Origin of the sequence: Streptomyces flavovariabilis (assembly GCF_000725785.1) — a bacterium.
GTDB lineage: Bacteria > Actinomycetota > Actinomycetes > Streptomycetales > Streptomycetaceae > Streptomyces > Streptomyces hawaiiensis.
Genome location: NZ_JNXD01000003.1, coordinates 235,271 through 249,179 on the forward strand (window position 1 = coordinate 235,271; position 13,909 = coordinate 249,179).

Annotated in this window: 12 protein-coding genes; 4 read left to right on the forward strand and 8 right to left on the reverse strand. The window is 73.8% G+C overall.

Annotated elements, in window-relative coordinates; translation table 11 throughout:
* Positions 1-8: 8 nt before the first annotated feature.
* The 4 genes from IO24_RS0108525 to IO24_RS0108540 all read right to left on the reverse strand — a co-directional run bounded on the left by IO24_RS0108525 (position 9) and on the right by IO24_RS0108540 (position 3,772).
* On the reverse strand, positions 9-1,118 hold the full coding sequence (locus IO24_RS0108525; protein WP_031133544.1) for a hypothetical protein: 1,110 nt from the start codon (positions 1,116-1,118) through the stop codon (positions 9-11).
* Between the two features lie 45 nt (positions 1,119-1,163).
* Positions 1,164-2,417 carry an FUSC family protein gene (locus IO24_RS0108530; protein ID WP_031133545.1) on the reverse strand — a complete coding sequence of 418 codons (1,254 nt, stop codon included), beginning with the start codon at positions 2,415-2,417 and terminating at the stop codon, positions 1,164-1,166.
* A 111-nt stretch (positions 2,418-2,528) separates the two neighbouring features.
* The gene (locus IO24_RS0108535) at positions 2,529-3,023 is read right to left on the reverse strand and encodes an FBP domain-containing protein (protein WP_031133547.1); all 495 of its coding nucleotides are present in this window, start codon (positions 3,021-3,023) and stop codon (positions 2,529-2,531) included.
* 101 nt (positions 3,024-3,124) lie between these two features.
* Positions 3,125-3,772 (reverse strand): PAS domain S-box protein, encoded by a 648-nt coding sequence (locus IO24_RS0108540; protein ID WP_031133549.1) that lies wholly within the window; start codon positions 3,770-3,772, stop codon positions 3,125-3,127.
* A 152-nt stretch (positions 3,773-3,924) separates the two neighbouring features.
* Here IO24_RS0108540 and IO24_RS0108545 point away from each other — a divergent pair, with 152 nt between their 5' ends.
* The 3 genes from IO24_RS0108545 to IO24_RS0108555 all read left to right on the forward strand — a co-directional run bounded on the left by IO24_RS0108545 (position 3,925) and on the right by IO24_RS0108555 (position 8,535).
* Positions 3,925-7,116 (forward strand): cytochrome P450, encoded by a 3,192-nt coding sequence (locus IO24_RS0108545; RefSeq protein WP_031133552.1) that lies wholly within the window; start codon positions 3,925-3,927, stop codon positions 7,114-7,116.
* Positions 7,117-7,146: 30 nt separating this feature from the next.
* Complete coding sequence (locus tag IO24_RS0108550; protein WP_031133554.1) at positions 7,147-8,109, forward strand: phosphotransferase family protein; 963 nt, start codon at positions 7,147-7,149, stop codon at positions 8,107-8,109.
* A 150-nt stretch (positions 8,110-8,259) separates the two neighbouring features.
* Positions 8,260-8,535: a hypothetical protein gene (locus IO24_RS0108555; RefSeq protein WP_031133556.1), complete on the forward strand. Its 276-nt coding sequence runs from the start codon at positions 8,260-8,262 to the stop codon at positions 8,533-8,535.
* A 90-nt stretch (positions 8,536-8,625) separates the two neighbouring features.
* Here the strand turns inward: IO24_RS0108555 and IO24_RS0108560 are convergent, their stop codons facing one another.
* The 4 genes from IO24_RS0108560 to IO24_RS0108575 all read right to left on the reverse strand — a co-directional run bounded on the left by IO24_RS0108560 (position 8,626) and on the right by IO24_RS0108575 (position 12,932).
* Positions 8,626-9,636 (reverse strand): SDR family oxidoreductase, encoded by a 1,011-nt coding sequence (locus IO24_RS0108560; protein WP_031133558.1) that lies wholly within the window; start codon positions 9,634-9,636, stop codon positions 8,626-8,628.
* A 214-nt stretch (positions 9,637-9,850) separates the two neighbouring features.
* Positions 9,851-11,146, reverse strand: a complete 1,296-nt coding sequence (locus IO24_RS0108565) for an FUSC family protein (RefSeq protein ID WP_107062919.1) — start codon at positions 11,144-11,146, stop codon at positions 9,851-9,853.
* Between the two features lie 40 nt (positions 11,147-11,186).
* Positions 11,187-11,852: an HAD family hydrolase gene (locus tag IO24_RS0108570; protein ID WP_031133562.1), complete on the reverse strand. Its 666-nt coding sequence runs from the start codon at positions 11,850-11,852 to the stop codon at positions 11,187-11,189.
* A gap of 39 nt (positions 11,853-11,891) precedes the next feature.
* Entirely contained in the window at positions 11,892-12,932 is a 1,041-nt protein-coding gene (locus IO24_RS0108575; RefSeq protein ID WP_031133564.1) for a PHP domain-containing protein, read from the reverse strand.
* A 123-nt stretch (positions 12,933-13,055) separates the two neighbouring features.
* On the opposite strand from IO24_RS0108575, the gene IO24_RS0108580 reads away from it, so the two are divergent.
* On the forward strand, positions 13,056-13,865 hold the full coding sequence (locus IO24_RS0108580; RefSeq protein WP_045295975.1) for an SDR family oxidoreductase: 810 nt from the start codon (positions 13,056-13,058) through the stop codon (positions 13,863-13,865).
* Positions 13,866-13,909: the final 44 nt, after the last annotated feature.

A 13,909-nucleotide genomic window follows, 5' to 3' on the forward strand; every position in this document is an offset into this window, starting at 1 on the left:
TCCGCCGGCTACCAGTCCCCGTCCTCGATCGGCTTCCCCGGAGCGTCCTTGAGCTGCTGTGTCTGCCCCGGCGTGGGCGGTTGCCAGGGCTCGTGGTCGTCGCCGAGCCAGTCGCCGACCGGCTTCACGGACCGGAGCGTGTCCGTGGGGGCCAGGTCCGGCGCGTCCTCGTCGCAGTAGTCGAACCAGGGCAGGCCCGCGCGGGTGTACGCGGCGCGGTCCACCGGTGACGGAGGCGCGGCCTCGCCGGTGATGCGGCGCCACTCCGGCGGCGTCACCAGGTGCACGAAAACCCGGCCCGCGGGCTGCTCCGACCAGTCCGTGAGCGGCCGGTCGTCCTGGTAGACCTCCTGCCGCATGGAACCGCCGACGCCAAGACCCATCGCGGCGGCCGCGCGGGGCGGGCTCGCCGGAGCGGCACCGGCGGCGGGCGCCGGGACCGCTCCGGGAGCGGACGGGGCCGCCATGGGCATCGCTGCGCCGAAACCGCCGGACGCCGCGGGGGGCAGGCCGCCCGGCATCGCGGCGCCGTACCCACTCGGCGGCGCCATCGCCCGCGTCCGCTCCGCCCGCTGCCGCTCCTCCTCGTGCCACCGCGCCAGCTCCCGGCCGTTCAGCGCGAAGGACCGCAGCTGTACGCCGCCCCACACCTCCTCGCCCGTGACCTGCCCCTCGACGGTGGCGCCCAGGCCGAGCGGGACGGCCACGAACTGCCGGACCGTGCCCGTGCCGGAGTTGATGCCGTCCAGCCAGGGCTGGCGGGGGAGCACCACATAGTTCTGCGGGCCGTGTGCCAGGCGGTCGCTCCAGGGCCGGCCCGAGACCGCGCACACCTTGCCGACCCCGACCTGGAGCGCGGCCGGCTCCGAGGTGCCCGCGAAGCTCAGCCACATCGCCTCGCGCAGATACACCGGGAGCATCACACCGCCGCGCGCCCGCCACGCCTCGGGAACCCTGTCCCCGTAGTCCGCGATCCGCCGCACCGGGAACTCGCCGAGGCCCGGCGGAAGCGGATGGGTGCCGGTCTCCGGCAGGCGCAGGGTGCGGATGAAACGCACGGCGACCCCGCCCGGCAGCCGCAGTGTGTTCCCGTCGATCCGCACGGTCGTGTCGGCCATCGGCCCGCTCCTCGCCTCAGGCGCCGACCCCCTGCCGGCGTCCCCTCACCGAGAACGCTCGCCGAACCCCGCGCGGTTCCGCCACAGCTGCTCCGTGACGCCCAGCCGCTCCCGCAGCCGCGTCAGCCGGGGCATCCGGGCGCGCTGCTCGCGCGACACGCGGTCCAGTTCCTCGAACAGGCGCCGGGTGCGGTGTTCGGTGTCGAGCTCGTCCAGGATGCGGTTGACCTCCGTCAGGACGGCTCCGGGCAGCTGCCAGTGCCGCAGGTCGCGCTCGGCCTCCTCGCGCAGCAGCAGGGCCAGCTTGTCGCGGGTGCCCGCCGCGGTGCGCAGTTCCGCGGCGAGACGTTCCTCCGCCGACTCGGCGCTCGCACTGAGATGGGTGGTCACCAGCACCGCGAAGCTCACCACGGCGTCGGCGATCTCCGACAGCAGCTGCTCCAGGGCGGCGCCCGTCTCGGGCGCGAACAGCGGCTCGGGTTCGCGCTCCTTCGCAAGGTCGGTGAGGGAGCGGGCGAGCACACGCAGGACGACCGTGCAGATCTCCAGCGTGTCCAGGCCGGTGCGCATCACGACCCGGTGCAGCACGCTGTCCTGCACGCGCGGGTTGAGCCGCAGACTGTCCTCGGCCTGCCGCAGGGCCGCGTCCACCTCGACGATGTCGTGGTCCAGGCGGCGCGCCTCGTGCAGCTGCTTCTCCGCGCGGTGCACGGGCGTGCCGTCGGCGGCCTCCTCGCCCATGCGCAGCATCAGCTGCCGCAGCCGGCGCGCCAGCCCCTCGATGGACTCGCCCGCCTCCTCCACCCACACCGGCGGAGCCAGCAGCAGGTTGCAGGCGAGTCCGACGACCGCCCCGATCAGCGTCTCCACCACCCGGGCCCAGGCGGTGTCCCCGACGGTGGTGACGCCGAGGACGAGCATCGCGCTGATCGCGACCTCGGGTACGTACTCCTCCACCCGGACCAGCCGGCCGACGGCCAGTGAGGCCACCAGCAGCAGCGCCAGGCTCCACCAGGTCAGGCCCACCAGAAGGCTGAACGCGATGGCGACGAGGACGCCGGTCACCACGGCGTTCACCCGCCGGAAGCCGTTGGTGATCGTGGCGTACAGCGTCACCTGGACGACCAGCAGCGCCGTCAGGGGAGCGGTGAGAGGTGCCGGTTCGGGGCTCAGCCGCAGTGCGATGACGTACGCGATCGTCGCGGCGGTCGCGGACCGCAGCGTCTGGACGACCACCGGATCGCGACGCTTCCTCGCGATCCGCTCGGCGTGCGCCGTCCACTCACGTACCTCTCGCATCCTCGGGCTGTTCCCCTTCCCCGGCGTATCGAACGCATCCATGATCACATCCATGAAGGACGCTCACGATGGACGGTAACGCCGGGGCACTCCACGGGCGACCGAGGAGGCTCAGGCGGACACCTTGTCGAGGAAGGCGGCCAGATGGTTCGTGGTCCGCTCGATCTGCTCCTCCAGCGTGAGGCTCTCCTCGAACCGGGCCCCGGTCTCGAGCGCCTTCTTCCCCCGCAGGTAGAGGGAACAGGCGAGGTCGGTGCACATGTACGCCCCGACGGTGTTGCCCTCGCGCCCGGCCTGCCCCGCCTTCCGGGCGGTCATCAGGGAGACCCCGCCCCGCGGGTGCGTCGTCAGGCACAGGGAACACATGCTGCGGTGCAGGAACCCGCGCCGCGCGGCCTGGAACCGCATCGCGACCCCGACGAGCCGCCCTCCCCGCTCCGTCACCAGATAGCTCCGGTCGGGTGCCCCCGGATCACGCCACCCCAGGAAGTCGAGATCGTCCCAGGGGCGCTCGCCGAGGTCCCGGGGCACGGCCAGGCGCTTGGCCTCGCCCTTCGAGCAGTTGATGAAGGAGGCGCGGATGTCCTGCTCGGTGAGCGGCTGCATGGAAGGGCTCCCTGGGGTGGTCGTCGTGAAACCTAGGGGTCCTAGGTTTGCGGGCCAGGTCAGGTTAGACAGTCGCGTCGCGGGGGGCGACCGGATTTCCGTCAGGCCCCGTCGCCCGAGACGCCCGGCGGCCACACCCCGGGGATCAGCACCCCCAGCGCGTACGCCCGGGCCACCAGTTCCGTGCGGTTGGAGGCGCCCCAGCGGGACGACAGGCGGCGCAGATGGTAGGTCACGCCGTCCGTGGTGAGGGCCGTCTCGCGGGCTGCCCGGGCCGTGGTGGCGCCGGCGGCCAGAAGCGCCAGGATGCGGGCTTCCATCGGGGTGACGAGGGCCGGTTCGGCGGGTGCGGCGGGGGAGGGGACGCGTTCGGCGTCCACCCGGAGCATCACCAGCAGGGCAGGGGTGTCCTCCACCGTGTCGCTGACCGGATCCGCCGTCAGTTCGCCGTAGCGCTCCACGCCGCCGGGGGCCTGCCAGCGCACCGACACCTGATAGCGCGAGCGGTGACGCAGGCGCAGGGCCTCGGCGATGCGCTCCACCTGCGTGGCCTCCCGCGGGCTGAACAGGTCCAGCACGTCACGGCCGCGCAGCCGCCCCGGCGTCGTACCGCACTCCGCGGCCATCGCCGGATTGGCCAGCAGCACCGCCCCGTACACATCGCACACCGCGACCGGCATCGCGACCCGGTCGAACAGGAGCAGGGCACGGTTGCGCCACGTCACGGCCTCCTGCCGGGCCAGATCCACGAGCCTCTCCTGCCATGCCGGGCCGCTCCCGCGCAAGAGCGGCGCGCCTGCTCCCGCTACACAATCATGTAGGGCCGCGGCACTGCCCCCCGGGCCCGGTGGATCACGCTGGAGCGCAGTACTTCCGTACCGCGAAAGGCAGTTGCCGCGTCATGCCCCCCACCGGACAGCCTCCCCTGACCGCCGACACCCTCCCCGGCGTCCCCGTCGCCGACATCTCCGGCACCGGACCCGGCGGTGCGCCCGTCCAGCAGGCCATGGACCTGATGCGCGAGCACGGACCCGTGTTCGTGCGGCGGCTGTACGGGCGGGACACCCTGTTCGTGGGTGACCCGGACCTCGTGGCCGACCTCGCGGACGAGCAGCGGTTCGCCAAGCACATCGGGCCCGGTCTGGAGAACGTCCGCGAGTTCGCCGCCGACGGCCTGTTCACCGCGTACAACGACGAACCCAACTGGGCCAAGGCGCACGACATCCTCATGCCCGCCTTCGCACTGGGCTCGATGCGTACCTACCACCCGGTGATGCTTCGGGTGGCCCGTCGGCTCATCGCGTCCTGGGACCGCGACGCCCGCGCCGGGCAGCCGGTGAACGTCCCCGACGACATGACCCGCATGACGCTCGACACCATCGGACTCGCCGGCTTCGGCTACGACTTCGGCTCCTTCGAACGCACCGAGCCGCACCCCTTCGTCGAGTCGATGGTCCGCTGCCTGGAGTGGAGCATGACCCGCCTCGCCCGCGTCCCGGGCCGGGACTACTCCGAGCAGGACGCGGCCTTCCGCGACGACTCCGCCTACCTCGCCCGGGTCGTCGACGACGTCATCGCCGCCCGCACCGGCACCGACCAGAGCGACGCCGACGACCTCCTCGGGCTGATGCTCACCGCCCGGCACCCGGCCGACGGCACCACACTCGACACCGCAAACATCCGCAACCAGGTCATCACCTTCCTGATCGCCGGCCACGAAACCACCTCCGGCGCCATGTCCTTCGCGCTGTACTACCTCGCCAAGCACCCCACCGCGCTCCAGCTGGTGCAGCGCGAGGCCGACGCGCTGTGGGGCGACCAGGCCGACCCCGAGCCGACGTACGACGAGGTCGGCAGGCTGACCTACACCCGCCAGGTGCTCAACGAGGCGCTCCGGCTCTGGCCCACGGCCGCCGTCTTCTCCCGGCAGGCCCGCGAGGACACCCTGCTCGGCGGCCGCATCCCGCTGCGCGCCGGGCAGTCCGCCCTGGTCCTCACGCCGATGCTGCACCGCCAGTCCGTGTGGGGCGACAACCCCGAGCTGTTCGACCCCTCCCGCTTCACGCCCGAGGCGGAGGCGGAGCGGCCGGTGCACGCCTTCAAGCCGTTCGGCACCGGCGAGCGCGCCTGCATCGGGCGGCAGTTCGCGCTGCACGAGGCGACCATGCTGCTGGCCATGATCGTCCACCGCTACCGGCTGAACGACCACGCCGACTACCGGCTCACGGTCAAGGAGACCCTCACCCTCAAGCCCGAGGGCTTCACCCTCGCGCTCACCCCGCGCACCTCCGCCGACCGCGTCCACACCCCGCTGCCCGGAGCCGCCCCGGCCCAGGACAGCGAGTCGGCCGAGCCGCAGGGCCTGCCCGGCCGCGTCCGCCCCGGCACCGCCGCCCTGTTCCTGCACGGAAGCAACTACGGCACCTGCCGCGACTTCGCGGGTCAGCTCGCCGACGAGGCCGCCGCGATCGGCTGCGACACCGAGGTGGCGCCCCTCGACGCCTACGCGGGCGGCCTGCCCACCGACCGGCCCGTCGTCATCACGGCCGCCTCCTACAACGGCCGCCCCACCGACGACGCCACCGCCTTCGCCGCCCGGCTGGAGGAGACCCACGACCTGTCCGGCGTGACGTACGCCGTCCTCGGCGTCGGCGACCGCAACTGGGCCGCCACCTACCAGCACGTCCCCACCCGCGTCGACGAGCGGCTCGCCGAGTCCGGCGCAAGCCGGCTCCTGGAGCGCGCCGCCGCCGACGCCTCCGGCGACCTCACCGGCACCGTCCGCGCCTTCACGGCCTCCCTGCGCAGCGCCCTTCTGGAGCGCTACGGCGACCCGGACGCCACGACGCCGGACCCCGAGCCCGCCACCGCCTACGAGGTCCGCACCCTGACCGGCGGCCCGCTGGACGCCCTCGCCGAACGGCACGACCTCGTCCCCATGCGCGTCACCGAGGTCCGCGACCTCACCGCCCCCGGCTACGCGCGCCGCAAGCGGTTCGTCCGCGTCGCACTGCCGGACGGCGTCACCTACCGCACGGCCGACCACCTCACCGTCCTGCCCGCCAACGCCCCCGAACTCGTCACCCGCGCCGCCACCGCGCTCGGCGCCGGCCTCGACACCGTCCTGGACATCCGCGCCACCCGCCCGCGCCGCGACGGCATCGCCGTGGACCGGCCCGTGACGGTACGGCAGCTCCTCACCCACCACGTGGAGCTGCAGGAGCGCCCGAGCGCCGGGCAACTGGCCGCGCTCGCCGCCGCCAACCCCTGCCCGCCCGAGCGCACGGCCCTGGCCGCCCTCACCGACGACCCGCGCACCCTCGTCGAGATCCTCGAGGACCACCCGGCCCTGCGCGGCGCCCTGGACTGGCCGCAGCTCCTCGACCTCCTCACCCCGCTGCGCCCGCGCCACTACTCCATCTCCTCCTCGCCCGCGGTCGACCCCGGCCACGTGGACCTGATGGTGTCGCTGCTGGAGGCACCCGCCCGCTCCGGCAAGGGTGTATACCGGGGCACCGGCTCCGGCCACCTCACCACCGTCGAGCCCGGCGACACGCTGTACGCGCGCGTGCAGCCCTGCCGGGAGGCCTTCCGCATCGACGTCACCGGCGACTCGGCGCCGGTCGTCATGGTCGCGGCGGGCACCGGCCTCGCCCCGTTCCGCGGCGTCATCGCCGACCGCACGGCGGCCCTCGCCGCCGGCACCGCCCTCGCCCCGGCTCTCTGCTACTTCGGCTGCGACGCCCCCGACGCCGACTTCCTGCACGCCGGGGAACTGCGCGCCGCCGAGAGCGCCGGAGCCGTCAGTCTCCGACCCGCCTTCAGCGAGACCCCCGAGGGCGAGGTGCGGTTCGTGCAGCACCGGATCGACGCCGAGGCCGAGGAGGTCTGGGCCCTGCTCGACGCCGGAGCGCGGGTCTACGTCTGCGGCGACGGTTCCCGAATGGCGCCCGGAGTGCGGGAGGCGTTCCGTACGCTGTTCCGCAAGCACGCGCGGGCCGTCGACGGCACGGACGAGAAAGCCGCGGAGCAGTGGCTCGACGGGCTGATCGCGGACGGCCGCTACATCGAGGACGTGTACGCGGCCGGCTGACCGAAGCGACAGGGGAGGGGTGGGCACACAGTGGTGGACTCCTGGGAACGGGCCCGGCACATCCTGGAGGGGGCGGGCCTGGACCCCGGCCGTCTCGCCCGCCTCGCCCCGCTGACCGGCGGCACGTACAACACCGTCGAGGAACTCCTCCTCACCGACGGCAGCCGCTACGTGCTGAAGATCCCGCCCGCCGCGGCCGTCCCCGGTATGCGGCACGAGAAGCGGCTGCTCGTCTCGGAGGCCGAGTTCTACCGCTCGGCGGCGCGGGCCGGGGTCCCCACACCGCGGCAGGTGTCCGCGGGGGACGACTTCCTGTTGATGACGGCCGTCCCGGGCGACCCGTGGGACGGCACGCTCACCGACGTGGAGCAGACCGCCCTGCGCGCGGAGCTGGGACGCCAGGTGGCGCGCCTGCACGGCGTGACCGGCCCCGGCTTCGGCTACCCTTCCGGCGCCCTCGGCCCGCTCGCCCCCGACTGGCGGACCGCGTTCACGGCGATGTTCGACGCCGTCCTCGACGACGCCCGGCGCTACGGGGCCCGGTTGCCCCGCCCCGTCGACGCGGTGGCCCGTACCGCCGCGTCCGCGTACGGCGCCCTCGACGAGGTCACCGACCCGTGTCTGGTCCACTTCGATCTGTGGCGGGGCAACATCCTCGTCGACCGCGCGGACGGCCCGGCCCGCATCGGTGGCCTCATCGACGGGGAGCGCATGTTCTGGGGTGACCCCTCGGCCGACTTCGTCTCCCTGGCACTGCTCGGCGACATCAGGAAGGACGAGGAGTTCCTGGCGGGCTACCGCGAGGCCGGCGGCCGGGCCCGCTTCGACGCCCCGGCCCGCCTGCGTCTCGCCCTGTACCGCGCCTACCTGTACCTGATCATGCTCACCGAGACGGTTCCGCGCGAGGCCGGTGAGGAGCAGCAGCGGTGGGTGCGGGAGAGGGTCGACCCGGAACTCGTCGCGGCCCTGGACGAGATCGAGCGGGGTTCCTGACCCTCCCGGCCGGACGCGGGTCGGCTCACGTCGTGAAACAAGGGGTGGAGGAACATTCCGCCACGCCTTCAGGAAGGGACACGCGCTGAGGTTTCGCCGATCACCGCGGAGGTACTCGCGTGGCGCCCGGACCACAGAAGGGAGCACGCCGTGACCGACCACCGCCTCGAAGGACCCGGCGAGAACGGTGAGCCCATCCCGCGGGACATGCCGGACCAGCAGGCCGACGACGGCGAGGACCCGTGGGAGGTCGCCCCGCGCTTCACGGGCACCGGTGACAACGACCGGCAGGAGAGCGACGACGAGTCCGACGAGCCAGCCGGTGACGTCCCCGACACGGACGAAGCGGGGACGGGCCGGCAGGGAGCACCGCGCCCGGGAACGGTTCACCCCGAGCACCCGGTGCCTGACGAGCCCTCCGCCTGAGGAGGGCATCCCACCGAGGGCCGCAGCCGGCTGTGGGGGTCGGCTGCGGCCCTCGGGCATGTCCCGGGCCGCTCGTGCGGCTCGCCCGGATCAGCCCACCTTGCGCCCTCGCAGCGGCTCCGTGCGCGCACCCGCGCCCTGCTGCATGCCCTGCAGGAACTCCTCCAGCACCTCGACAGCCGTGTGCTCCGGACGCCAGCCGAGCTCCGTACGGGCACGTGTCGAGTCCATCAGCGGCAGTCGCAGCACCGCGTCGAACAGGTGCGGCGAGGCGGGCAGCAGATGCAGGCCCCAGGCGGCGGCGATCGCCGACCTGGCCGCGCTGCGCGGCAGCCGCACCGGACGCGCGTCGAACATCTCGCCCAGCAGCCGCGCGTCCACCGGTGGGTCGGCCGCCAGATTGAAGGCGCCCCGGACATCGGAGTGCAGCGCGAGGCGGTACGCCTCGGCCGCGTCGTCCGTGTGCAGCGCCTGCACCCGCAGCCCCGGGACGTCGGGCAGGAAGGGCAGCAGCTCCGGGCGGGCCAGCGGGCCGGGCAGGAAACGGCCGCCGAAGATGCGGCGCTGCTCGCTCGCGGACTCCCGCTGGAACAGGAAGGCGGGCCGCATCCGCACCACTCGCGTCTCGGGACGGTCACGCTCGAACGTGTCCAGCGCCCGCTCCAGATAGGCCTTCTCCCGGCAGTACGCGGCGTCCGGCCAGCCGTGGGTCGGCCACGACTCGTCCACCGCCTCGTCCTTCGGGCCGGGCGAGTAGGCGCCGACCGAGGAGGCGTGCACCAGCGTCGGCACTCCGGCTGCCGCCACCGCCTCGAAGACGCGCATGCTGCCGAGTACGTTGGTGCGCCAGGTCGCGGCGGGGTCGTGCGTCGGCTGGAACGCCCAGGCCAGATGGACCACCGCGTCCGCGTCCGTGAACCGCTCCACCAGGTCGGACCGCTCGGACGCCAGATCGACGGCGGCCCAGTCCGTCTTCGGCGGGGACCAGTCGGGGATCCGCCGGGCCAGGCCCAGTACGGAGGCGACCTGCGGGTCCTCCGACAGCAGGCGCACCACACTGGTGCCCACGTTGCCGGTGGCGCCCGTGACGACGACCTTCATGTCCGTTCCGCTGCTCACCTCGTGCTCCTCTCGGCCGCGTGGTTCTGCGAGAGGTACCCGAGTACCCGGGTGGCGCGGATTGCACGTGGACAGGGAGAAGCCCCGGCCGGACGGGGGAATCACGGCCGGGGCGGCTCAGGGGCGGATCCTGTCCGGACCCAGGCAACCACCGCTGGGTGTTCCGCGCCCTGCGCACCGGGCCCGGTGCGGTGCGTCACTGCTCCTGGTCGCCCGGCACCGTCTCGGCCCAGAGGTTCTCCGCCTGGAGCAGCAGCGTGCCCAGGACCATGGTGTGAGCGGCTCCCTCCCCGGCGTGCCGGCGCAGCTTCTCCTGCAGCTCCTCGTGCAGTTCCCGCATCGCCTTTTCGCTCTCCTCGCCCGGCCGGGCGATCACGCTGCCGTCGAGCAGACTGTCGGCCTCCGCGCACAGGCTGTCCCCGATCAGCTCCAGCAGACGCGCGTACGAGCGCAGAGCCGGGCCCTCGGGCGGGGCGGGCGTCCGCTTGGCGTCCACGGACACCGCGAGGGCCCGGGTGAGCGCCATGACGTGCCCGGTCGCCCGGGCGAGCCGCTCGTCCTCCTCCTCCGACGGCAGGACGCCCTCGTGGGGCACACGGTGCAGGGCGCGCAGCGGGGCAAAGGTCAGGCGCAGGCTCTCCTTGCTCCACCGGCGCGCCGAGCGCAACGCCTTAAGACGGTGGTCCAGCCGGGTCGCGGCGCTGACCCAGCCGGAGGCGGTCTGCGCGTCCCACTCGCCTTCGCGCAGATCGCCGGCGACGGTGTGCAGCACGTCCCCCGCCTCCCGGGCGAGCGCCGCCAGGTTCTCCCGTACGTCCCGCAGGTGGATCGGCGGCAGGACGAGCGCGTTGACCGCGACGCCGATGACGGCGCCGATCGCCGCCAGCCCCACCCGGTGCCCGACCGCGGACAGGCTGACCATGCCCGAGGAGATGGTGAACAGGGCCGTGGTCGCCGCGTAGATGCCCTGGTCGCCGAAGCGGGGCCAGTTCGCCAGCAGCATCAGCACCGGCACGGACAGCGCGAGCGCGCCGGTCGTGTCGTCGGTGATCGCCTGCGCACCCGAGGCGAGCAGGGTGCCGACGCAGATCGCGCCGAACTGCCGCGCGCCCTGCACCAGCGAGCTGAACACGGTGGCCTGCACCAGCACCAGAGCCACCCAGGGCGCCATCAGCGCCAGCGGGTCGTCCATCCAGACGCCGCCCACCAGCCACGCCAGCACCGCCGCCCCGGCCGCCTTCAGCGACTGGACGACCAGATCCCGCTCCCGCCCGGGCCCGCGCCACGCCGCCCGTACGGCGTTCCAGGCGCCCCGCGTGTCGCGGCGCACGGCATCCACCGGCCGCACGGAGCGCGTCTGCTGCTCCAGGTTCCGTATCCGCCCCTGAGCCGTCGGTGCTCCCCGGGGCCGCCCACCCGGGTCCTTGTCGCTGTCCTTCCGCCTGCGGAAGACTCCCGCCGCCCGCCGTACCGCACTCGCCACACGCGTCATGCGCTGCGGGTATCCGTGTGACCGGCGGTTTCACGTCGTTTCATGACAGCGGGCTGTCGCCGAGGGCCGACAGGAGGTGTGCGGGGTCGGCGTAGACCGCGTCCGCGCCGGACTCCTCCAGGTCGGCGCGCGGGACGCCGCCGCACAGGACGCCCACACAGCGCACCCCGGCCCTGCTGCCCGCGCGCATGTCCCACACGGTGTCGCCGACGAACACCGCCCGCTCCGCCGGTACCCCGGCCAGCTCCAGCGCGTGCTCGACCGGCTCGGGGGCGGGCTTGCCCTCGTCGACGTCGTCGGCGCTGGCCGTGGCGGCGATGGCCTCGTCCGCGTCGATGGCCCGGCGCAGCGCGCCAAGCTCCGCGCCGTCCGCCGAGGTGGCCAGCACCACCGTCCAGCCGTCCCGGTGCAGCCGCCGCAGCAGCGCCCCGGCCTCCGGCAGCGCGGGCAGCCGGTCGAAGTACTGCCCGTACAGCGCCTTGTGCCCGGCGCTGATGTCGGCGTCCTGGTCCGTGTCCCGGTCGTCACCCAGCAGATGGGCGATCAGGTCCGTCGACGGCAGGCCCACGGCCCGGTGAACGGCGTGCATCGGAACCTGGTGGCCCGCCTGCCGGAAGGCCTCCCACCAGCTCACGACATGCAGATGGTTGGTGTCGACCAGCGTGCCGTCGACGTCGAACACGGCCGCCCGTCCCGCGCTTCCCATAAGTACAGTCCTTTCCTCTCCGGCCGCGCGGGTACCACGTCAGGCGCCCGCCACGCCGGACGGCACCCGCCGCTCACGCGTCCAGGCCAGCAGCTCGTCGAGGGGCCACGTGGTCACCACCCGCTCGGGCGGCACCCCGCACTCCTCCGCCCGTGCGCACCCGTTGATCTGCCAGTCCAGCTGCCCCGGCGCGTGCGCGTCGGTGTCGACGGAGAACAGCACACCGGCGTCCACGGCCCGGCGCAGCAGCCGCCGCGGCGGGTCCAGCCGCTCCGGCCTGCTGTTGATCTCCAGGGCCGTGCCCGTCTCGGCGAGCGCCGCGAACACCTCGTCCGCGTCGAACTCCGACTCCGGCCGCCCCCGCCCGGTCACCAGCCGCCCCGTGCAGTGCCCGAGCACGTCCGAGTGCGGATCGCGTACGGCGGCCACCATCCGGCGGGTCATCGACCGGGCGTCCATACGCAGCTTGGAGTGCACCGACACCACCACCACGTCGAGCCGGTCCAGCAGCTCCGGCTCCTGGTCGAGTGTGCCGTCCTCGAGGATGTCGCACTCGATGCCGGTCAGCAGCCGGAACGGCGCCCAGGTCTCGTTCAACTCCGCCACCACGTCCAGCTGCTCCCGAAGCCGCTCGGGCGACAACCCGCGGGCCACCGTCAGCCGGGGCGAGTGGTCGGTCAGCGCCGCCCACTCGTGGCCCAGCTCCGCGGCGGCCCGGCCCATCTCCTCGATCGGGCTGCCGCCGTCCGACCAGTCGGAGTGCAGATGGCAGTCCCCGCGCAGCAGCGCCCGCAGCTTCTCCCCGCCCCGCACGGCCGGCTTCTCCCGCGCCTCGCCCTCCAGCTTCGACAGATAGCCGGGCACCTGGCCGGCCAGCGCCTCCCGCACCACCTGCGCGGTCTTCGGGCCGACCCCCTTGAGCCCCTCCAGCGAGCCGTCCGCCGCCCGCCGCCGCACCTCGTCCTCGCCCAGGTCCTTCAGCACCCGGGCCGCCGTACGGAAGGCGCGCACGCGGTACGTCGGTGCCAGGGACCGCTCCAGCAGGAAGGCGATCCGGTCCAGTGCCTCGACGGGGTCCATCGTCACCTCCACCTCAAGGGTTCCCCAGCGCCGGACGGGCCGCACGACGGGCGGGCGGTTTGCCCGGTATCCCCCCGGGTACTGCGATGCCTCGCCCTCACCCCGTCGACGAGGAGGCCCCTCATGTCCGCTCCGAGCGCGTCACCCAGCAAGGTCGCCGTGATCACCGGCGCCGACTCCGGCATCGGCCGGGCCACCGCCGTACGCCTGGCGCAGGCGGGCCTGGACGTCGGCATCACCTATCACAGCGACCGCAAGGGCGCCGAGGAGACGGCCGACGAGGTGCGCTCGCACGGGCAGCGGGCCGAGGTCGCCCGGATGGACCTCACCCGGCTGCCCGACGCCGCCGACACCGTCGACGAGCTGTGCGAGCGGCTCGGCCGCATCGACGTGCTGGTCAACAACGCCGGCACCGGCACCATGACGCCCTTCCTCGATCTGGAGCTGTCCGACGTGCGCGAGGTCCTCGACGTGGATCTCGTCGGGCCGTTCCTGTGCGGGCAGAAGGCGGCCCGCCACATGATCGGGCACGGCGAGGGGGGCCGGATCATCAACGTCACGTCCGTACACGAGCACCAGCCGCGGGTGGGCGCCGCCCCCTACTGCGCCGCCAAGGGCGGCCTCGGGCTGCTCACCCAGGTCATGGCGCTCGAACTGGCCGAGCACCGCATCACCGTCAACGCCGTGGCGCCCGGCGAGATCTCCACGCCCATGACCGGGCAGGAGGACACCGACCCGCACACCGAGAGCCGCCCGGGCGTCCCGCTCGGCCGGCCCGGTGACGCCCGCGAGGTCGCCGCCGTCATCGCTTTCCTCGCCGGGCCGGACGCCTCGTACGTCACCGGCGCGTCCTGGAGCGTCGACGGCGGCATGCTCCGGATGGGCCCGCAGGCCGGATCCCATCTGACCGGCCACGACTGGCGCCGCCCCTGAGCGGCCGGCCGGTCCGGCGGGCGCCCTGAACCCGCGCCGCCGCC

Coding starts and splice junctions, on each gene's coding strand:
- IO24_RS0108565 (WP_107062919.1), bottom strand. CDS start 11,146: ATGACGCGTGTGGCGAGTGCGGTACGGCGGGCGGCGGGAGTCTTCCGC.
- IO24_RS0108570 (WP_031133562.1), bottom strand. CDS start 11,852: ATGGGAAGCGCGGGACGGGCGGCCGTGTTCGACGTCGACGGCACGCTG.
- IO24_RS0108575 (WP_031133564.1), bottom strand. CDS start 12,932: ATGGACCCCGTCGAGGCACTGGACCGGATCGCCTTCCTGCTGGAGCGG.
- IO24_RS0108530 (WP_031133545.1), bottom strand. CDS start 2,417: ATGCGAGAGGTACGTGAGTGGACGGCGCACGCCGAGCGGATCGCGAGG.
- IO24_RS0108525 (WP_031133544.1), bottom strand. CDS start 1,118: ATGGCCGACACGACCGTGCGGATCGACGGGAACACACTGCGGCTGCCG.
- IO24_RS0108560 (WP_031133558.1), bottom strand. CDS start 9,636: ATGAAGGTCGTCGTCACGGGCGCCACCGGCAACGTGGGCACCAGTGTG.
- IO24_RS0108545 (WP_031133552.1), top strand. CDS start 3,925: ATGCCCCCCACCGGACAGCCTCCCCTGACCGCCGACACCCTCCCCGGC.
- IO24_RS0108535 (WP_031133547.1), bottom strand. CDS start 3,023: ATGCAGCCGCTCACCGAGCAGGACATCCGCGCCTCCTTCATCAACTGC.
- IO24_RS0108580 (WP_045295975.1), top strand. CDS start 13,056: ATGTCCGCTCCGAGCGCGTCACCCAGCAAGGTCGCCGTGATCACCGGC.